At 64.4% G+C, this 20,276-nt stretch carries 17 protein-coding genes and 1 pseudogene; 5 read left to right on the top strand and 13 right to left on the bottom strand.

What is annotated here, in order from left to right:
- Nucleotides 1-188: 188 nt before the first annotated feature.
- Entirely contained in the window at nt 189-1,244 is a 1,056-nt protein-coding gene (locus M1B35_RS18375) for an HAD family hydrolase (RefSeq protein WP_123327668.1), read from the bottom strand.
- Between the two features lie 241 nt (nt 1,245-1,485).
- On the opposite strand from M1B35_RS18375, the gene M1B35_RS18370 reads away from it, so the two are divergent.
- Nucleotides 1,486-2,877: an L-cystine transporter gene (locus M1B35_RS18370; protein ID WP_123327669.1), complete on the top strand. Its 1,392-nt coding sequence runs from the start codon at nt 1,486-1,488 to the stop codon at nt 2,875-2,877.
- Between the two features lie 87 nt (nt 2,878-2,964).
- Here the strand turns inward: M1B35_RS18370 and M1B35_RS18365 are convergent, their stop codons facing one another.
- On the bottom strand, nt 2,965-3,477 hold the full coding sequence (locus M1B35_RS18365) for a dihydrofolate reductase (RefSeq protein WP_268262708.1): 513 nt from the start codon (nt 3,475-3,477) through the stop codon (nt 2,965-2,967).
- 96 nt (nt 3,478-3,573) lie between these two features.
- Here M1B35_RS18365 and M1B35_RS18360 point away from each other — a divergent pair, with 96 nt between their 5' ends.
- Nucleotides 3,574-4,953 (top strand): DUF2868 domain-containing protein, encoded by a 1,380-nt coding sequence (locus M1B35_RS18360; protein ID WP_268262707.1) that lies wholly within the window; start codon nt 3,574-3,576, stop codon nt 4,951-4,953.
- Entirely contained in the window at nt 4,946-6,334 is a 1,389-nt protein-coding gene (locus M1B35_RS18355; protein WP_268262706.1) for a GTPase/DUF3482 domain-containing protein, read from the top strand. The genes M1B35_RS18360 and M1B35_RS18355 overlap by 8 nt, the downstream gene beginning before the upstream one ends.
- 46 nt (nt 6,335-6,380) lie before the next feature.
- On the opposite strand, the gene M1B35_RS18350 is transcribed toward M1B35_RS18355, so the two are convergent.
- The 7 genes and pseudogenes from M1B35_RS18350 to M1B35_RS18320 form a co-directional block, all read right to left on the bottom strand.
- Nucleotides 6,381-6,935: a phosphonate degradation HD-domain oxygenase gene (locus M1B35_RS18350; RefSeq protein ID WP_123327673.1), complete on the bottom strand. Its 555-nt coding sequence runs from the start codon at nt 6,933-6,935 to the stop codon at nt 6,381-6,383.
- Nucleotides 6,935-8,067 (bottom strand): annotated as a pseudogene (locus M1B35_RS18345) (TIGR03364 family FAD-dependent oxidoreductase). Before M1B35_RS18345 ends, M1B35_RS18350 begins: the two are co-directional and overlap by 1 nt.
- A 59-nt stretch (nt 8,068-8,126) precedes the next feature.
- A complete protein-coding gene (locus M1B35_RS18340) occupies nt 8,127-9,152 on the bottom strand; it encodes a putative 2-aminoethylphosphonate ABC transporter substrate-binding protein (RefSeq protein WP_123327675.1) in 1,026 nt (341 codons plus the stop codon).
- Nucleotides 9,153-9,200: 48 nt separating this feature from the next.
- Entirely contained in the window at nt 9,201-10,925 is a 1,725-nt protein-coding gene (locus tag M1B35_RS18335) for a putative 2-aminoethylphosphonate ABC transporter permease subunit (RefSeq protein WP_268262705.1), read from the bottom strand.
- Between the two features lies 1 nt (nt 10,926).
- Nucleotides 10,927-12,015: a putative 2-aminoethylphosphonate ABC transporter ATP-binding protein gene (locus M1B35_RS18330; RefSeq protein WP_425273424.1), complete on the bottom strand. Its 1,089-nt coding sequence runs from the start codon at nt 12,013-12,015 to the stop codon at nt 10,927-10,929.
- Between the two features lie 124 nt (nt 12,016-12,139).
- Entirely contained in the window at nt 12,140-13,003 is an 864-nt protein-coding gene (locus M1B35_RS18325) for a LysR family transcriptional regulator (protein WP_268262743.1), read from the bottom strand.
- A gap of 115 nt (nt 13,004-13,118) precedes the next feature.
- Nucleotides 13,119-15,386 (bottom strand): heavy metal translocating P-type ATPase, encoded by a 2,268-nt coding sequence (locus tag M1B35_RS18320; RefSeq protein WP_268262703.1) that lies wholly within the window; start codon nt 15,384-15,386, stop codon nt 13,119-13,121.
- A gap of 86 nt (nt 15,387-15,472) precedes the next feature.
- Here M1B35_RS18320 and cadR point away from each other — a divergent pair, with 86 nt between their 5' ends.
- The gene (gene cadR, locus M1B35_RS18315; RefSeq protein WP_123327679.1) at nt 15,473-15,922 is read left to right on the top strand and encodes a Cd(II)/Pb(II)-responsive transcriptional regulator; all 450 of its coding nucleotides are present in this window, start codon (nt 15,473-15,475) and stop codon (nt 15,920-15,922) included.
- A 14-nt stretch (nt 15,923-15,936) separates the two neighbouring features.
- Here the strand turns inward: cadR and M1B35_RS18310 are convergent, their stop codons facing one another.
- The 4 genes from M1B35_RS18310 to M1B35_RS18295 form a co-directional block, all read right to left on the bottom strand.
- Complete coding sequence (locus M1B35_RS18310) at nt 15,937-16,524, bottom strand: undecaprenyl-diphosphatase (RefSeq protein ID WP_268262702.1); 588 nt, start codon at nt 16,522-16,524, stop codon at nt 15,937-15,939.
- A 183-nt stretch (nt 16,525-16,707) separates the two neighbouring features.
- On the bottom strand, nt 16,708-17,679 hold the full coding sequence (locus M1B35_RS18305) for a thymidylate synthase (protein ID WP_123327681.1): 972 nt from the start codon (nt 17,677-17,679) through the stop codon (nt 16,708-16,710).
- A gap of 48 nt (nt 17,680-17,727) precedes the next feature.
- Nucleotides 17,728-18,543: a prolipoprotein diacylglyceryl transferase gene (lgt, locus tag M1B35_RS18300; RefSeq protein ID WP_123327682.1), complete on the bottom strand. Its 816-nt coding sequence runs from the start codon at nt 18,541-18,543 to the stop codon at nt 17,728-17,730.
- A gap of 81 nt (nt 18,544-18,624) precedes the next feature.
- The gene (locus M1B35_RS18295; protein WP_123327683.1) at nt 18,625-19,407 is read right to left on the bottom strand and encodes a sulfite exporter TauE/SafE family protein; all 783 of its coding nucleotides are present in this window, start codon (nt 19,405-19,407) and stop codon (nt 18,625-18,627) included.
- 121 nt (nt 19,408-19,528) lie between these two features.
- Between M1B35_RS18295 and M1B35_RS18290 the strand changes: the two genes are divergently transcribed.
- A complete protein-coding gene (locus tag M1B35_RS18290) occupies nt 19,529-20,275 on the top strand; it encodes an NRDE family protein (RefSeq protein WP_268262701.1) in 747 nt (248 codons plus the stop codon).
- The last annotated feature ends 1 nt before the right edge of the window (nt 20,276 follow it).

The following is a 20,276-nucleotide window of genomic DNA, read 5'->3' as shown; positions in this document are numbered from 1 at the left end:
AGCACGCAAGGAACAAGCCGCGGCGTTAAGCGGCGGCGATTATGGCAGAGGGCCTTTATCTGTCACAAGTTGAAACATTCTCCCCCCTGTAGGAGCTGGCTTGCCAGCGATGGCGCCCCCGAGGGCAGCGCCAAATACGAGGGCCTTATCGCCGGCAAGCCGGCTTCTACATGGGTGGGCCGGGGTGGTTACTGGATGTCTTCAGGTTTGACGATGACCCAGTTCTTGTCGGCGGTGACGGGCAGCCCTTCCTTGGCCTGGGCAGCGGCGTGCTTGGCCATCATGCCGTTGAGCTGGGTCATGTACTTGTCCTTGCGGTTGATCCACAGGTGAATGCCGCCCTTGGCCACGTCCACATCGTGGAACAGCATGTAACCGTCGCTGGTCGGGGTGTCGCCGCCCACCAGCACCGGTTTTTTCCACTCGTCGATGTAAGTCAGGATCGCCGCGTGCTTGCCGGCCATCCAGGTCGCCGGGGTCCACAGGTAAGGGGTCAGTTCCAGGCCGAGGTTGGCCTTCTCGTCATACTTGCCGTTGCTGATCTGCTTGCGCGCGGTGGTCAGCTCGCCGGTCTTGCGGTCCTTGAGCAGGGTGGTCACGCCGATCACGTTCTGCGGTTTGACGTTGTAACCGTACTTGGGATCGGAGGCGACCATGCGCACCAGCTCTTCGGAGGCGGCGGTCATCACATAGACCTCGATGCCGTTCTCCATCAGCTTGTTGTACAGCTCGGTCTGGCCGGTGAAGACCTTGGGCGGGTTGACCTCGATGGTCTTGACCACGTCGCCGTCGTAGTAGGTGCTCGACACCGGCTTGCCCGACGCCATCAACTCGTCGACATAGCCCTTGAGTTCCTTGAGGGTGAAGCCCGAGAACACCTGGGCGACCCAGGGGTAGCAGACCATGTCGTCGACTTCACACAGGCGGTAGTAGTAGCTGAACAGGCTCTCCTTGTGCTCGGCGGTGTCCTTGAAGGGCATCAGCTTGAGGGACGGGTCGAGGGTTTCCCGGGTGATCAGGCCCTTGTTCTCCATAAAGGGCAGCAAGGACTCTTCGAGGTCGTAGCGGTAACTGGTGTTGTCCATGTCGAACACCGCGTAGTTACCCTTGTTGGCATTGGCCGCGATCATCGCGTCCAACTGCTTGGCCTGCTCCTGCGGCCAGTGTTTCAACTCGGTGGCAAAGGCCTGGCCGGCGAGGCCCAGGCAGAGTGCAACCGCCAGGAATTTCGGAGTACGTTTCATCGATATTTTCTCCCTGAGTGAAAGCGTTCGACGCTAACAAATCCGTGTGACAGTCCTCGTCTGCACACGACCGCCTGTTTCCCCTGAGCGCCAACCGCATGTGCCTGGGCGTCAACGGCTTATTCCAAAAACGACAGGGGCTATTCAATCTCGTTATTAATTCTTTATATATCAAGCTGTTAGAGTTTCCGGTTCGCCCTCGCGGGCACACGCGATGGGCACACCTCTTATCGGAGCCTCAATGAATCTGCCGCTGATCCTCAATCTGCTGGTGTTCCTCGCCCTGTTGCTGGGCCTGGCACAAACCCGCCACAGCTCCTGGAGCCTGGCCAAAAAAGTGCTCTTGGCCCTGGTGCTCGGGGTGCTCTTCGGCGCGGCGTTGCACGCCATCTACGGCGCTGGCAACCCGGTGCTCAAAGCCTCCATCGGCTGGTTCGACCTGGTGGGCAACGGTTACGTTCAGTTGCTGCAAATGATCGTCATCCCGCTGGTGTTCGCCTCGATCCTCAGCGCCGTGGCGCGCCTGCACAACGCCTCGTCCCTGGGCAAAATCAGCTTCCTGACCATCGGCACCCTGCTGTTCACCACCGCCATCGCGGCGCTGGTGGGCATCAGCCTGACCAACCTGTTCGGCCTGACCGCCGAAGGGCTGGTGGCGGGGACCCAGGAAATGGCCCGCCTGCAAGTGATCCAGAGTGACTACGCGGGCAAGGTCGCCGACCTCAACGTGCCGCAGCTGCTGCTGTCGTTCATTCCGCAGAACCCCTTTGCCGACCTGGCCCGGGCCAAGCCCACCTCGATCATCAGCGTGGTGATCTTCGCCGCCTTCCTCGGGGTCGCCGCCTTGCAGTTGCTCAAGGACGATGCCGACAAAGGCCAGAAAGTGCTCAATGCCATCGACACCCTGCAAGCTTGGGTCACCCGCCTGGTGCGCCTGGTGATGAAGCTCACGCCCTATGGCGTGCTGGCGCTGATGACCAAGGTGGTGGCCGGTTCGAACCTGCAGGACATCATCAAGCTCGGCAGTTTTGTGCTGGTGTCGTACCTGGGCCTGGGCCTGATGTTCGTGGTCCACGGCCTGCTGGTGGCCCTGGCGGGGATCAACCCGCTGCGCTTTTTCCGCAAGATCTGGCCGGTGCTGACCTTCGCCTTCACCAGCCGCTCCAGCGCCGCGACCATCCCGCTGAGCATCGAAGCCCAGACCCAGCGCCTGGGCATCCCATCGTCCATCGCCAGCTTCGCCGCCTCGTTCGGCGCGACCATTGGCCAGAACGGCTGTGCCGGCCTGTACCCGGCGATGCTCGCGGTGATGGTGGCGCCCACGGTGGGCATCAACCCCCTGGACCCGCTGTGGATTGCCACCCTGGTGGCGATTGTGACCTTGAGTTCGGCCGGTGTGGCCGGTGTGGGCGGGGGCGCGACCTTTGCCGCGCTGATCGTGCTGCCGGCCATGGGCTTGCCGGTGTCTCTGGTGGCCTTGCTGATTTCCGTGGAGCCCCTGATCGACATGGGCCGCACCGCGCTGAACGTCAGCGGCTCGATAACCGCCGGCGCCATCACCAGCCAGGTGATGCAGCAAACCGACAAAGCGCTGCTGGACGCCGATGAGCATTCGGAGTTGAAGCAGGCGTAAAAAAACAGCAGCAAGCTGTAAGCCACAAGCTGCAAGAACGAGCCCGTCAGCTTCTACTTGCCGCTTACGGCTTACGGCTTGTGTCTTTCAGCTCCTCTCCCACACCTCAAAGCTGTACGCCGGTTTGTCCCCTTCCGACGGATTCGGTACGTCCGACACCAATTGCCATTGGTCCAGATCGAACGCTGGAAACCAGGCATCCCCTTCCGGGCTCAGTGCTACCCGCGTCAGGTACAGGCGATCCGCCTGCTCCAGGCCCTGGGCATATAACTGGGCGCCGCCGATCAACATCAGTTCCTCCACGCCCTGCTCCAGGGCCCAGGCTTCGGCGCGCTCGACGGCGGCCTCCAAGGACGGAAAAACCTCGGCACCTTCGAGCACCAGATCGGTCTGACGACTGACCACGATGTTCAAGCGCCCCGGCAATGGGCGACCGAGGGAATCCCAGGTCTTGCGACCCATGATGATCGGCTTGCCGAGGGTGGTGGCCTTGAAGTATTTGAAATCCCCCGGCAAGTGCCAGGGCATGCTGTTGTCGATGCCGATCACGCGGTTTTCACCGAGGGCCGCGATCAGACTGAGGGGGAGAGTTTTTTTCATGCCGGCGAGGATACCAGAGGGCCGGGGCCTGGCAACTTCACCCGACCGCCGCTGCAGCAGTTATGCTCAGCGCACCTTTGAGCGATGGAATAACGCGTGACTGCACTGACTCCCCTGCAACGACTGTGGCTGACCGAAACCGTGCGCCTGCGGGAAGAACACGCCGGGCCACTGGACGATCAGGAAGCCAACCGCCTGGCCCGCAGCCAGGGCGGCGACCTGGCCACGCGCATCCAACACCGCGCCCTGTGGCTGGCCCAGCGCGACGGCCTGCACAGTGCCCTGCTGCACTGGCTGCAAGGCGCGCGCCTGGCCTTGCTGGTCTTGGCAGTGTTGGCCGTGCTCAGTGGCGCCGGCCTGGCCTTCAGTGCCCTGGGCAATACCCAGCAGCCGGTGAATGTGTTCTGGGCCCTGGGCAGCTTGCTGGGCATCAACCTGATCCTGTTGCTGGGCTGGCTGCTGGGCCTGCTGTTCGCCGGTGAACATGGCGCCAGCCTGGGTCGCCTGTGGCTGTGGCTCAGCGAGAAGTTCTCCCGCGACGCCAAGGCCGCGCAATTGCCGCCGGCCCTGCTGCTGTTGCTGCAACGGCGCAAACTCAACCGCTGGGCCCTCGGCACCCTGGTCAACGGCCTGTGGTGCCTGGCCCTGTCCAGCGCCGTGGTCATGCTGCTGTTGCTGCTGACCACCCACCGCTACAGCTTTGTCTGGGAAAGCACCCTGCTGGGCGCCGATGCCTTCGTTGCCATTACCAACGTCCTCAGCACCCTGCCCCGGGGCCTAGGCCTCGGCGCCCCCAGCGTGGCGACCATCCAGGCCAGCACCCGGGACGTCTACAACACCGAGCTGATCCGCCAGTCCTGGGCCATCTGGCTGGTGGTGCTGGTGCTGATCTACGGCGTGCTGCCACGCCTGGTGCTGATGCTGTTCTGCCGCTGGCGCTGGAAGCACGGGCTGGCCCGCCTGCAACTGGACCTCAAGCTGCCAGGCTACAGCCAGTTGCGCGAACGCCTGATGCCCAGCAGTGAACGCCTGGGTGTGAACGACGCCGCGCCGCAACAGCTGCCGCAAATCGCCACGGGCACCGGCCGAGAGGACAGCACCGGGGCCTTGCTGGTCGCCATCGAACTGGACGATCAACACCCCTGGCCACCCAGCCTACCGCCGGGCGTGAGCGACGCCGGAATCCTCGACAGCCGCGAGTCGCGGCTCACGCTGCTGGAACAGATGAACCGCTTCCCTCCGGCCCGCCTGGTCATCGCTTGTGACCCCCGACGCTCGCCGGATCGCGGCAGCCTGGCGCTGATCGCGGAGCTGGCGCGCAATGCCAGCGCCACCCGTATCTGGCTGCTGCAAGCGCCCCCCGGCCAGGCCCTGGATGCCCAGCGCCTGGGGGATTGGCACGCCGCCCTGCAACAACTGGAACTGCCATTCGCCGACTGTGCCCCCCTCAACTGGCTGGAGACCGGTCATGACTGATGCCCGCAACACCCCGCTGAAACTGGCGGTGGTCGGCCACACCAATGTCGGCAAGACCTCGCTGCTGCGCACCCTGACCCGGGACGTGGGCTTTGGCGAAGTCTCCCATCGCCCGAGCACCACCCGACACGTGGAAGGCGCGCGCTTGTCGGTGGAGGGCCAGGCCCTGCTGGAGCTGTATGACACGCCCGGGCTGGAAGACGCCATTGCCCTGCTGGACTACCTGGAACGCCTGGATCGCCCCGGCGAACGCCTGGATGGCCCGGCACGGCTGGCGCGATTTCTCGACGGCAGCGAAGCCCGGCAGCGCTTCGAACAGGAAGCCAAGGTCCTGCGCCAGTTGCTGGCCTCCGATGCCGGCCTTTACGTGATCGACGCCCGGGAGCCGGTGCTAGCCAAGTACCGCGATGAGCTGCAAGTGCTGGCCAGCTGCGGCAAACCCTTGCTGCCGGTGCTCAACTTCGTCAGCAGCGACCAGCACCGCGAGCCGGATTGGCGCGAAGCCCTGGCTCGCCTGGGCCTGCATGCCCTGGTGCGGTTCGACAGTGTGGCGCCGCCGGAAGACGGTGAACGGCGCCTGTATGAAAGCCTGGCCCTGCTGTTGGAAAGCGCCCGCCCGCAACTGCAACGGCTGATCGACGATCAACAAGCCCAGCGCCAGGCTCGCCGGCACAGCGCCGCGCGGCTGATCGCCGAACTGCTGGTGGACTGCGCCGCCTGCCGCCGCAGCGTGGTCAGCGATGCTGCCCTGGAACAAGCCGCCATCAGCGAGTTGCGCCAGACCATTCGCCAACGCGAACAGCGCTGCGTCGAGGCCCTGCTCAAGCTGTACGCCTTCCGCCCCGAGGATGCGGCAGCCCGTGACTTGCCGCTGCTGGACGGGCGCTGGGGCGATGACCTGTTCAACCCCGAAACCCTCAAGCAACTGGGGGTGCGCGTGGGCAGTGGGATTGCCGCAGGCGCGGCAGCCGGAGCCGGCGTGGACTTGCTGGTGGGCGGCCTGACCCTGGGCGCCGCTGCCCTGGCCGGGGCCATTGCCGGCGGCGCGCTACAAACCGCCCGCAGTTATGGCAGCCGCCTGCTGGGCAAGCTCAAGGGCCAGCGCGAGCTGACCGTGGATGACAGCGTGCTGCGCCTCTTGGCCCTGCGCCAACGCCAACTGGTTCAGGCCCTGGACCTGCGCGGGCACGCGGCGATGGAACACATCCAACTGGCCACGCCCGAGGATAAAAGCTGGCGCGAGGGCAAACTGCCCGACGCCCTGAACAAGGCCCGGGCCCATCCCCAGTGGTCATCCCTCAATCCCCAAGCGCGCCTGAGCCAGGCCGAGCGCCAGGAGCAGATCGAGGCGCTGGCTGAAACCCTGGTGGTGGAGGCGTAGATCGCCTTCGCCGGCAAGCCGGCTCCTACAAGGTCCGTAAGGGCCCTCAAGCCAATACAGCCAAGGCCTTGTCCTTGAGGATCTGCAAGTCCATCACTGGCACCCACATGTCCTTGGCCTGCTCGTCCCAGTGGCGCATGCGCAGGCTCACCGCACACAAGGGATCTAGCTCGAACGCAGCCGCCTCTGCTGCGCTCATCACCCCGCCCTGGTACGCCAGGGTCCGTCGGCTGGCCTCGCTCAAGCGCTGGTAGTAGCCAGGGTCTTTGAAGGTCAGGTAGCGCTTGGCCTGGACGTGGTATTCCACCAGCCGCACCAGCCGCTCGCCGAACCCGGCACGGCGCAGATAATCCGCCCCCAGGCGCTCATGGCTGACCACGCCAAAACCGTCCATGTTCTCGGCATCCTGCTGGCAGATGTGCCCGATATCGTGGAAGAACGCGGCCAGCACCACTTCGTCGTCATACCCTTCGGCGATGGCCAGTTGCGCCGCCTGGGACATGTGCTCGATCTGCGACACCGGCTCGCCGATGTAGTCGTAATCGCCAAAGCGCTCGTACAGGCCGAACACCTCGGCAATCACCTGTTGCTGTCGGTTCATCACGCCTCCCCCAGCACCCGGGCGATATTGCGCTCGGCCATCGCCGGGCCAACGCTCATGCCCACCCCGGTGTGCATCAGCGCCGCATGCACCCCGGGCGCCGCCTCCAGGAACGAGAACGGCGCGGGCCGCGCGCGCCATAAACACCCTGCCAGCGCTCCACCACCTGGACCTTGCAGCCCAGGGTGTGTTCGGCCAGCTCGATCAACCAGTTATCCACCTGTTCGGCGTTGAACGGCGATGGATCCCTGCCGTAATCGTGGGAATCACCGATGATCAAATCGCCATAAGGGGTCGGGCTGATCAGCAGGTGGATGCCGTGTTCGTGCAAGTGGGGCGCCTCAGTGAGGATCTGCGCCTGCACCGCCGCCGCTTCCGGCAAATCGGCAAAGGCCCCGTAATGCACGCAGCTCAAGCCGGTGAGCAACGCGTGTTGCAGGTTCAGGTTGGCCTGAGGCCGGGCGCGCAGCATCTGCAAGCGACAGATCTGCGGTTGCAAGGCGGCGATCTGCTCGGCCAGCAGGGTCTGATAATCGTGCCCCGAACACAGCACAATGCGCGGCGCGCGGAAGCTCCCAGCGGTGCTGTGCAGTTGCCCCGGCTCGATGTCCCGCACCAAGGTCGAGAAGTGAAACGCCACACCCAGGTCGCGCCGCAGGTAGTCGATCAACGCCGGGATGGCTTCCCGGGAATACAACTGCTGGTCGTCCAAGCCGTGGAGTGCCGCGCGGTGATGGCGGAACTGGCCGCCATACAGATCGTTCAAGGCCGCGCCCTGAAGCAGTTCAACCCGATAGCCATGCTCGCGGGCACGTCCGGCACAGAAGGCTTCCAGCAAATGCTCTTCGGCTTCACTGCGGGCGAACAGGTAGGAACCGTTGCGCTTGAGTGGCAGGCCCGCCAGCTGTTGCCAGTCGGCCCAGATCTCCCGGCTGGCGCGGGCCAGCTCCAGCATGATGCCCGGCGGTTGGCCGGTGACCAGGGCCTGGCCGAAGTTGCGCACCGAGGCGCCCAGGGGCGTGGCGCTGCGCTCGAAAACCCGCACCCGCAAACCGCGCTTGGCGGCTGCATAGGCGTGGGACAGACCGAGGATGCCGGCGCCGACGATCAGTAGATCGCTGTGATGGGTCATGAGGGGTGTCCTGGAGGGGAAGCGCCTTCGCCGGCTTGCCGGCGAAGGCGATTGATCGGTTACTGCTTGGCGACCTTTTCCGACTTGCCGTCATAGCGCTTGCGCCATTCAGCGAGGATCTCGTCGCGGTTCTTCGAGGCCCAGGCAAAGTCGTTCTTGATCAGGCGCTGCTCGTAGTCCGCCGGCAGTTCGGTCTGCGGCTTGGCGATGCCGGGCTGGGCCAGCACGGCGAAGTTTTCCTTGTACAGCTCCATGGCTTCGGGGCTGGCAGAGAAGTCGGCGAGCTTCTTCGCCGCCTCTTCATGGGGGGTGCCCTTGATCACCGCCGTGGCTTCGATTTCCCAGCCCAGGCCTTCCTTCGGCAGGACGATGTCCAGCGGCGCACCCTGGCGCTTGAGCTGCACGGCCGGGTACTCAAAGGAAATACCAATCGGGAACTCACCGGCGGCGGCCAGCTTGCACGGCTTGGAACCGGAGTGGACGTACTGGCCGATGTTCTGGTGCAGGTCATCCATGTACTGCCAGCCCTGTTTCTCGCCGAAGGTCTGCAGCCAGGCGCTGACATCAAGGAAGCCAGTGCCCGAGGACGCCGGGTTAGGCATGACGATCTTGCCCTTGTACTCGGGCTTGGTCAGGTCCTGCCAGCTCACCGGTTTGGTCAGGCCCTGCTTTTCGGCCTCCACGGTGTTGAAGCAGATGGTCGCGGCCCAGACGTCCATGCCGACCCAGGCCGGCGGGTTGGCGGCATCGCGGTAGTTGCCGCCGATCTTGCCCAGGTCCTTGGGCGCGTAGCTTTGCAGCATGCCCTGCTGGTCAAGGATCGCCAGGCTGGAAGCCGCCAGGCCCCAGACCGCGTCCGCCTGTGGCCGGGCTTTTTCCGCCAGCAGCTTGGCGGTGATGATCCCGGTGGAATCACGCACCCACTTGATCTCCACGTCCGGGTTGGCCTTTTCGAAGGCCTGCTTGTAGGACTTCAATTGTTCGGCTTCGAGGGCGGTGTAGACCGTCAGCTCGGTTTTCGCAGCAAAGGCGTTCAGGCTGACAGCAGAGAGGACGGCAGCGGCAAGAGCCAGGGGCTTGAACATGGTGCGGTTCCTTAGTGAGTGCGGATCAGAGGGTGAGTGAGCAAGGCATCAGTGGCCCGGTGCGGTCTGGCGCCAGGCCTGGGAGCGGCGCAGCAGCCCGCGGGAGGCCCAGGCCAGGAGCAGCGAGACGCCGGCGGAGGTGAACAGGATCAAGGTCGACATCGCCGCGGCGCCGCCGACGTTGCCGGCGTCGTCCATGTTCAGCACGGCGACGGCGGCAAGGATGGTGTCCGGGCTGTAGAGGAAGATCGCCGCCGACACCGTGGTCATGGCCGAGACGAACAGGTAACGCACAATGTCCAGCAGCGCCGGCAGGCAAATCGGCAGGGTGACCCGCAGGTAGTGCCGATACAGCGGCGCCTTGAGGGACAGCGCGGCGGCCTCGAACTCGGCATCCAGCTGGCGCAGGGCGGTGGTGGCGGTCATCTGCGCGGTGGTCAGGTAGTGGGCGATGGTGCACACCACCAGCAGGGCCATGCTGCCGTAGAACACATGCAGCGGGTTGCCGTTGAGGTTGAAGAAGAAAACGTAGCCCAGGCCCAGCACCAGACCGGGCACGGCCATGGGCACGAAGCTGAGCATGCGCAGCGCCAGGTTCAGGCCGCGCTGGCCGGAGGTTTTCTCCATCAAGTAGGCGCCCGTGAAGATCAGCACGCTGCCGATCAGCGCGGTGCACAAGGCCATGGTCAGGCTGTTGCGATAAGCCAGCCAGCCGCCACCGGCGGTGTCGTTGAACTGGTAGTGGTTCAGCGACAGCGACAGGTTGTACGGCCAGAATTTCACCAGGGAGGAATACACCGCCATGCCGAACACCAGCAACAAGGCCGCGCAGATCAGCAGCACGATGGCCAGGTAGCAAGCGTCGCGTCGCCGCGAGGCTGCCGGTTTGAATACCTGGGCACGGCCGCTCATGGAATCGCCGTGACGGCGGCGCAGCCAGGCATCGACACCGAAGCTGAACAGCGCCGGCAGCAACAGCACCATGCCGATCAAGGCCCCGCGCCCGAACTGCTGCTGGCCCACCACAGCCTTGTAGGCTTCCAGGGCCAGGACCTGATAATCACCGCCCACCACCACGGGCACACCGAAGTCGGTGATGGTCAGGGTGAACACCAGGCAGAAGGCGGCGAACACCGCTTGCCGGGTGGCAGGCCAGGTGATGCTGCGAAACGCCTTGGCGGGGCTGGCGCCCATGCTCGACGCCGCATCGAACAGCCGCGCATCCGCCAGGGACAGGGCCGAGAGCAGGATCATCAAGGCGTGGGGAAAGGTGTAGATGACTTCGCCAAGGACGATGCCCCAGAAGCCGTAGATGTTCTCGGTGAACAGGCCACGCAGCATCCCTTGGTTGCCGAACAGGTAGACCAGGGCAATGCCCGGCAGCATCGACGGGGCCATCAGCGGCAGCAGCGACAGGCCGCGCCACAGGCTCTTTCCGGGAATCAGCGTGCGTTGCAGGGCGTAGGCGAACAGATACGCCAGGGGCACCACGATGGCGGCCACGCTCAGGGAAACTTTCAGGCTGTTGCCCAGCAACCAGTGGAAGTTGGCGCTGGCCACCAGTTCACGGGCCGCCAGCCAGCCACCGCCCTGCCCGGCTTCGGCGCTGAAGCCACGCCAGAAGATCGCCAGCAGCGGCAGCAGCACGGCGATCCCCAGCAGCAACAGCCACAGCCACTTGCCGCCGACCACGAACAGCCGGTCGCCGAACTCGGCACGGGAAGCCTGGCGCGCCCGTTTGGCGGGCAGCGGCAGGGTCATTTCAGCGGCCATCTCAGACAAACACCTGGAGACTGCGGGGCGGCAAGGCGACCCAGATGGCCTGGCCACCCAGGCGCGGCATGGCTTCCGGCGCCAGCTCGGCCAACAACGGGTGCCCCGGCAATTGGTCGAGTTCGAAGCTCATGCGGCAGCGATTGCCGAGGAAGGTGATGTCGCGGACCTTGGCCGGGAACAGGTTCTCCTCGTGCACCGGCGGGTTCACGCTGATGGCTTCCGGGCGGCAGAACAGGCGACCCGAAGCGGCCCTGGCCGAATTCTCGGCAAGGCGCACATTCATCCCGCCTACCTGGGCATGGCTGTCACTGTTGCGGCTGAAAGGCAGCCAGTTGCCCTGGCCGACAAACTCGGCGACGAAGGGCGTGGCGGGACGGTCGTAGATCTCCTGGGGCGTGGCGTACTGCTCGACCTTGCCGTTGTTCATCACGGCGATGCGGTCGGCCATCAGCATGGCTTCGTCCTGATTGTGGGTGACCATCAACGTGGTGATCCCCAAGCGCCGTTGCAGTTGGCGCAACTCGGTGCACAGGTGCTCGCGGACCCGAGCATCCAGGGCCGACATCGGCTCATCGAGCAACAGCAGTGAGGGTGCCGGGGCCAGGGCGCGAGCCAGGGCTACGCGCTGCTGCTGACCGCCGGAAAGCTGGCTGGGGTATTTCTTTTCGCTGCCAGTCAGGCCCACCAGTTCCAGCATCTGCGCCACGCGCTGGCGCACTTGCTCACGACCGCTGCCGGCCAGGCCGTAGGCGATGTTGGCTTCCACCGTGAGGTTGGGAAACAGCGCGTAGGACTGGAACAGAATCCCGTAGTCCCGGGCTTGCGGTGCCAGCAGCGAAACGTCCCGATCCCCCAGGTACAACTCGCCCTGATCCTGGCGCTCCAGGCCGGCGATGCAACGCAGCAGTGTGGTCTTGCCGCAGCCGGACGGGCCCAGCAGGCACACCAGCTCGCCGGCCGCGACGTCCAGGGACACGTTATCCAGGGCGGTGAAGGCGCCAAAACGCTTCTGGACACCCCGCACTTTCATCGGCGCGCGGGGTTGCTCAGGGCAGTTGCAGTGGAGTGGTTCATGGACGGACCTCATCAAGCAGATGCAGGCCATCCTAGGGAGCGAATGCGTAGGTCTCGTGGCAATCAGGCAAAAGCTGCCGATAGTGGTATTGGTGAATTTGGGTTGAGCGAGCGCTGCACCGACGCCGACAAGGCATTCAGCAGCCGGCCATCTCTTGGGCCAGGCCCAGGAACGCCGCCGGCAGGCGCGCCTGCTTGCGCTCCTTGAGGCAGTACAGGTACTCGGCGATCTGTGGCGCGTTCTCGATGGTCAGCACCCGCAGTTGCGGGTCGTGGGGCACTTCCTGGCGGGCAATCAGGCTGATGCCGATATTGCGCAGCACCGCCTCGCGGATCGACTCCCGACTGCCAATCTCCAGCAATGGGCCCAGGTTCACTTGGGCATTGTTGAGCAAGGCTTCGGTCAGGCTGCGGGTGGTGGAGCCCGGTTCGCGCATCAGCAAGGTGTGCCCGGCCAGGGCGCTGAGCGGCACGTGGCTGAGGCTGGCCAAAGGGTGGTTGCGGTGCACCGCCAGCACCAGGGGATCGGTGCCCAAGGTCCGCCGAACCAGCCGCGAGTCTTCGAGGAACTGGGATGAGGCAGCGACGTCCACCCGGTAGTCTTCCAGGGCTTCGAGCACCTGCTGGGAATTGCCGATTTCCACTGACACCTCGACCTGGGGCAGGCGCTCACGGAAGGCCTTCACCAGGTCGAGAATGTAATACGGCGCCGTGGCGGCGATGCGCAATGTGCCTTGCACCTGCCCGCTGTTACGCAGGAAAAACTCGATGTCAGCTTCCTGCTGCAACAGGCCCTTGACCATCGGCAGCAGGCGCGCGCCTTCGTCGCTGAGGCTAAGCCGACGGCCGCCACGGAAGAACAGCTCAACCGAATAGCGGCTTTCCAGATGGCGAATCTGGGTGGTGACCGTCGGTTGGCTAAGGCCGAGCTTTTTCGCCGCCAGGGTAATGCTGCCGAGGCGGGCGACCATGTAAAAAGCTTTCAGCTCGGCACTCAGCACGGCGGCTTGTCGCAGCTGCAAGCTTTCAGCAACAAGCCGCAAGCTGAAGCCGGTGCGTGTGAGTTCATCACTCTGGTTCTCCCCTCAGTCGTCTACCGCTTGCAGCTACGATGGCTTATTTGCGCAGCAGGCGCAGGCCGTTGAACACCACCAACAGGCTCACGCCCATGTCGGCAAACACCGCCATCCACATGGTGGCGAGACCGGCGAAGGTTACCCCAAGAAAGATCGCCTTGATCACCAGGGCCAGGGCGATATTTTGCTTGAGCACCCTCGACGTCTGGCGTGACAGGCGGATAAACGCAGGGATTTTGCGCAGATCATCGTCCATCAGGGCTACATCGGCGGTTTCGATGGCGGTATCGGTGCCCGCTGCGGCCATGGCAAAACCGATCTCGGCCCGAGCCAGGGCCGGAGCGTCGTTGATGCCGTCGCCGACCATGCCCACCCGGTGGCCCTGGGCGTACAGCGCTTCGATGGCCTGCAGCTTGTCGGTGGGCAACAGGTCGCCCCGGGCCTGGTCGATGCCCACCTGGGCAGCGATGGCCTCGGCGGTGTGCGGGTTGTCGCCGGTGAGCATCAGGGTCTTGATGCCCAGCTCATGCAACTGCTGGATCGCCTCGCGGCTGGACGCCTTGACCGTGTCTGCCACGGCAAACAGCGCCAGCGGTCCGGAGCTGTCGAGCAGCAGGACCACGGTCTTGCCCTGTTTCTCCAAGGCGAAGAGCTGCTCTTCCAGGGCCGGCGAACACAGGCCCAACTCTTCCACCAGGCGATGGTTGCCCAGGTGATAGACCTGGCCGTTGATCTCGCCCCGCACGCCACGACCGGCCAGGGCCGCAAAGTTATCCACAGGGTGCTGGGTCAGTTGCTTATCCACAGCCGCGCGGGCAATGGCCAGTGACACCGGGTGATCGGAACGCCCCGCCAGGCTTGCGGCAATCGCCGGCGCGGTGTTTTCAGTGATCGGATCCAGGGACAGGAAGTCGGTCTGTACCGGCTTGCCGTGGGTCAGGGTGCCGGTCTTGTCGAGGGCCAGGTAGTCGAGCTTGTAGCCGCCCTCCAGGTACACACCGCCCTTGATCAGGATGCCTTTGCGCGCCGCTGCGGCCAGGCCGCTGACGATGGTCACCGGGGTGGAAATCACCAGCGCGCAAGGGCACGCCACCACCAACAGCACCAGGGCACGGTAGATCCAGTCGAACCAGGCGCCGGCCATGAACAGCGGCGGAACCAAGGCCACCGCCAGGGCGAAGATAAACACCGCCGGGGTGTAGATCGTCGAGAAGCGATCGACAAACCTTTGGGTCGGCGCCCGTGCGCCCTGGGCCTGCTCCACGGCGTGGATGATGCGCGCCAGGGTCGAGTTGTTGGCCGCCGCAGTGACCCGGTATTCCAGGGAACCGGCCTGGTTGATGGTGCCGGCGAACACTTTGTCGCCCACGCCCTTCTCCACCGGCAGGCTCTCGCCAGTAATAGGTGCCTGATCGATGGTGGAGCTGCCGGCGACCACCTCGCCATCCAGGCCGATGCGCTCACCCGGGCGGGCACGCACCAGGGCACCGAGTTCGACGCTGTTGGCTTCACGTTCAGCCCAATTGCCATCCGCCTGCTGCACCGTGACCTGTTCCGGGGTCATCTGCATCAAGCCGCTGATGGCGTTGCGCGCCCGATCCAGGGACTTGGCCTCGATCAACTCGGCCACGGTGAACAGGAACATCACCATGGCCGCTTCCGGCCACTGGCCGATCAGCACGGCGCCGGTCACGGCGATGCTCATCAGGGCATTGATGTTCAGGTTGCGGTTCTTCAAGGCGATCCAGCCCTTTTTATAGGTGCCCAGGCCGCCGCTGAGGATCGACACCAAGGCCACCAGGGCCACCGCCCAATCGGGCGCGGCGTTGGTGAAGTGGATCACTTCGGCCGCCAGGGCCGCGACCCCGGACAACGCCAGGGGCCACCAGGGTTTCTTCACCGGTGCCGGGGTCGCCGGTTCGGCGCCGGCTTCCAACGGCTCGGCGTGCATGCCCAGGGTTTTGATTGCGTCGACGATCGGCGCGCTGGAGGCCAGGTTGTGGGTCACGCCCAGCACCCGGTTGATCAGGTTGAATTCCAGCTGTTGCACCCCGGCCAGCTTGCCCAGTTTGTTCTGGATCAGGGTCTGCTCGGTGGGGCAATCCATGGCCTCGATGCGAAAACGGCTCAGCCGCGCATCGGCGCTCGGTGCTTCGGTCAATTGGACCAAGGCTGGCGCGGCGCTGCCGGAACAACAGGCATCGCCGTGGGCGGAATGGTCGTGGGCCTTGACCGGCTGGAGTTTGGCCGGTGCTGGCTGATCGTGATCACAGCAGGATTTGGGGTGACTGTGCAGGGAGTCGCTCATGGGCTTGCGTCCGAAAAGGTGCCTGTGGCTAAGTGAACACCCTGTAGCCACTTTAGGGTCAAGCACCCTTTTTGGAGATTGCCGCAATGAAGATTGGCGAGCTGGCGAAACTCACCGACTGCCCGGTGGAAACCATTCGTTACTACGAACGCGAAGGCTTACTGCCGGAGCCGGCTCGCAGCGAAGGCAACTACCGTCTCTACACCCAGGCCCACACCGAGCGCCTGACCTTTATCCGCAACTGCCGCAGCCTGGACATGACCCTGGAGGAGATCCGCAGCCTGCTGAACCTGCGGGACAGCCCCCAAGGCCAGTGCCAGAGCGTCAACGCACTGATCGACGAGCACATCCACCACGTCAAGGCGCGGATCGACGGCCTGCTGGCCTTGCAGGAACAGCTACTGGACCTGCGCCAACGCTGTGGCGAAGGGCCGGACCTGGATCAGTGCGGGATTTTGCAGCGCCTGGAGGTCAGTGGTTCGGTCGCGCCCAGCGAGGCCGAGCACTCCCATGTCGGCCGCAGCCACGGGCATTGAGCCCGCGCCCCGGATCAGGCGTTGCGACGGCCCACGGCGAGCAAGCGCAGGTAAACCCCTTCCAGCAGCGCCAGTAACCGCAGGTCCAATTGCCGCCAGGCCAGCCCCTGGCGTACCAGCCAGGCACTGAGCAGCCCCACCAGGCAGCCGCCGAGGATGTCGAGGGGGAAATGCACACCCAGGTAGACCCGTGCCCAACTTACCAGCAGTGCCAGGCCGAGCATCACCAGCCCGGTCTTGCGCAGGGACGCCAGGATCAAGGCAAAGGCCATGGCGAACAGGCCACTGGCATGGTCACTGGGGAAGGACGCCCCGGGTGCATGGGCAAGGAAATTCTGCCCCAGGCCCAGCATGAAGGGCCGCGGGTGGAACCACAGTTCGCGAATCACCAGGTTGCAGGCCAGGGCCAAGGCAATGCTCACGCCCGCCAACAGCACGACCCGGCGTTGGCGCTGCTCGCCGAAGATCCAGAGCACCGCCAGCAACAGCGGCACGCAGAACACCATCCATTGGGCGAAGAAGATCGCCAGCTCGCGCATAGGCAGCGACGCCTCGGCGCTGGCATTGATCGCCAGGAACAGGCTGCGGTTGAGTTCTTCCATTCAGGGGCTCGCATTCGGTATCAGAAGGGCAACAGCCCGGGTTTCCAGGGCCACTGCAAGGAGAGTAGCCGCCCCCAGGCAGGGCCATGCGCGGAATGCGCCCCGGACAAAGGCAACGGCTTGAATCGACAAGGGGCCGCGCGGTATCAGCCGCGAGGCCCCTGGGTACAGCAGGTCGAACGCTTAAACCGCCATCGGCGCGGTCATTGGCGCGTGGTGTTGGTAGCCCTCGAGGGAGAAGTCACTCGGCTCCACCATCTCCAGCCATTCAGGCTGGTACACACCGGTCTTGGCAAACTCCGGCACACGCTCGGAAATCACCAGCTTGGGCATGGGGAACGGCTCACGGGTGAGCTGCTCGTTGAGCATGTCCAGGTGGTTTTCATAGACGTGGGCATCACCGATGAAATAGGTGAACCAGCGCGGCGTGTAGCCGGTCAGGCGGCCGATCAGGCTCAGCAGCGCGGCGCCTTCGGTGAGGTTGAACGGCGTGCCCAGGCCCAGGTCATTGGAGCGGATGTAGAGGGTCAGGGAGATTTCCCGGGTCTCGACATTGGGGTGGAACTGATACAGCAAGTGGCACGGCGGCAAGGCCATTTCATCCAACTGCGCGCAGTTCCAGCCGTGGAACAGAATCCGCCGGCTACCTGGGTCCTTGATGATGGTGTCGATGCACTGGCGCACCTGGTCGATGGCCTTGTACAGCACCACATAGGCCTGGCCGTTCTCTTCACCCTGGGCGATCTGCCGGTAACCCTGGCCCAGGGTCTGCTCGATGGCTGCCGGGTTGCTCAGGGGAATCTGTTTGTACGCCGGCCATTTGCGCCATTGCACACCATAGATTTCGCCCAGGTCGTCGTCGCCCTGGCGGAACGGGTTGGCCAGCCACTGGGCGTTTTCGTTGGCGTTCTGGTCCCAGACCTTGCAGCCCAGCGCCCGGAACTCGGCCGCGTTATTGACGCCACGAAGAAACCCGCACATCTCGCCGATGGCCGATTTGAACGCCATCTTGCGGGTGGTGATGGCCGGAAAGCCTTGCTGGAGGTCGTAGCGCAACATCGCCCCTGGGAAGCTGATGGTGTTGACCCCGGTGCGGTTGGCCTGCTTGGTGCCGTTGTTGATGACGTGGGCGACCAGCTCGAGATATTGCTTCATGAGTTACCTGCATCCTTGAACCCGGGGCTCGCGCCCCGGTATTCGAATTTAAAGCGCGGGGCCTTTGTTGGCCGCCGGAGCACGGTGATACGCCAGCCAGATCAGGGCCAGGCCGCCGATGATCATCGGCAGGCAAAGCACCTGGCCCATGGTCAGCCAGTTCCAGGCCAGGTAGCCCAACTGGGCATCCGGCACACGGACGAATTCGACGATAAACCGGAAGATCCCGTAGAACAGCGCAAACATGCCGGACACCGCCATCAGCGGCCGCGGCTTGCGCGAGAACAGCCAGAGGATCAGGAACAGCGCCACCCCTTCGAGGGCGAACTGATACAGCTGGGACGGGTGCCGGGCCAGTTGATCGGGGTCGCTGAACGGCGGGAAGACCATGGCCCACGGCAGGTCGGTGGGTTTGCCCCAAAGCTCGGCGTTGATGAAGTTGCCGATGCGCCCGGCACCAAGGCCGATCGGCACCATGGGCGCGACGAAGTCCATCAGTTCGAAGAACGACTTGTTGTTGCGCTTGCCGAACCACCAGGCCGCCAGCATCACCCCGATAAAGCCGCCATGGAACGACATGCCGCCCTTCCACACTTCAAAAATCAGCAACGGGTTGGCCAGGTAGGCGCTCAGGTCGTAGAACAGCACGTAACCCAGGCGTCCGCCGAGAATCACCCCCATGGCCATCCAGAACACCATGTCGGAGAGTTTTTCCTTGCTCCAGGTCGGATCGAAGCGGGCCAGGCGGCGGGAGGCCAGCAGCCAGGCGCCGCCAATGCCGATCAGGTACATCAGACCGTACCAGTGGATTTTCAGCGGACCGATGGCCAGTGCCACCGGATCGATCTGCGGGTAAGGCAGCATTGCGACTCCTCGTTAGAGTGAAACTCGACATTCCGGGCGCGAACGTGACACGCCAGGATTAAGCCAGGATTGCGCGACCTGTCAGAGCAGGAAGCTCAACCCCACACAAAACAGCAGCGCGGCGAACAGGCGTTTGAGCAAGCGCGGCGACAACTGGTGGGCCAGGCGCGCACCGAAACGGGCGAAGACCATGCTGGTCAGGGCGATCCCCAGCAGCGCCGGCAAATACACAAAGCCCAGACTATGGGCTGGAAGCAGCGGATCATGCCAGCCCAGAATCATGAAACTTACCGCGCTGGCCACGGCGATCGGCAAGCCGCAGGCCGACGAGGTGGCCACCGCTTGCTGCATCGGCAGGCTGCGCCAGGTCAGGAACGGCACCGTCAGCGAGCCGCCGCCAATGCCGAAAATCGCCGAAGCCCAACCAATCACACTGCCAGCCAGGGTCAGGCTGGCCTTGCCGGGAATGCCGCGGCTGGCCTTGGGCTTGAGGTCCAGGGTCATCTGCAGGGCCACCAGCAAGGCAAACACGCCGATGATCTTCTGCAAGTGCGGACCGGAAATCGCCTCTGCCGTCAGCGCGCCAAAACCGGCACCGATCAGAATGCCCAGGGTCATCCAGGCGAAGATCGGCCAACGCACCGCCCCTCGCCGATGATGCTCACGCACGGCATTGATCGAGGTGAAGATGATGGTCGCCAGGGAGGTGCCGACCGCCAAGTGCGTCAGTACCGAGGGGTCGAAGCCCTGCAAGGTGAAGCTGAACACCAGCACCGGCACAATGATGATCCCGCCGCCCACGCCGAACAGCCCGGCCAGCACGCCCGCACAAGCGCCCAACAGCAGATAGAGCAGAAATTCCATGGGAGCATCCAGAAATAAGTGCGGCATGGTAACGGAAGGCGCCCCCCGGGCTCCACTGAATGGCGATGGATACCCGCCGGATCTGTGGGTAGAGTGGCAAAAAAACCAAGGGACTCGCCTGATGTGCCTGATCGTTTTCGCCTGGCGGCCGGGCCACGCCCAGCCGCTGATCGTCGCGGCCAACCGTGATGAGTTTTACGCCCGCCCCAGCCTGCCCCTGGCCCAATGGCCGGATGCGCCCGACGTCTACGCCGGTCGCGATCAGGAAGCAGGCGGCACCTGGCTAGGGGTCAATGCCGACGGGCGCTTTGCCGCCCTGACCAATATCCGCAACCCGCACCAGCCGCCGGCACGCAAGTCCCGCGGGGAGCTGGTGGCGCGCTTTCTCAACGGTTCGCTGCCGGTTGAACAGTATTTAGCCGACGTTAACGGCCGATCGATTGAATACGCCGGGTTTAACCTGCTGGTGGGCACGCGGGATGAGTTGTGGCACTACAACGCCAACCACACCGAGCCGACGCCATTGCAGGCGGGCGTGTATGGGTTGTCCAATGCCGGGCTGGATACGCCGTGGCCCAAGTTGCTCAAGGCCAAGGCGGCGTTGAGCGCGGTGCTGTGGGATCCGCAACCTGAGGCGCTGCTGGGGATTTTGAGTGACCCGCAGACCGCGCCATTTGCGGAGCTGCCGGACACCGGGGTGGGGCTGGCGACCGAGAGCCTGTTGTCGAGCGTGTTTATTGCCAGCCCAAGTTATGGGACGCGGGCGAGTACGGCGTTGATCGTGAATGCCGACGGTACGCGGCGGATGGTGGAACGCAGTTTTGGGCCCCATGGTGGGCGGTTGGGCGAGGTAGAGCTGAGCATTTGAC

Origin of the sequence: Pseudomonas morbosilactucae (assembly GCF_023241665.1) — a bacterium.
Taxonomy (GTDB): domain Bacteria; phylum Pseudomonadota; class Gammaproteobacteria; order Pseudomonadales; family Pseudomonadaceae; genus Aquipseudomonas; species Aquipseudomonas morbosilactucae.
Note: the sequence above shows the minus strand (reverse complement) of the source record. Positions and strands in the feature narration are given on the sequence as shown.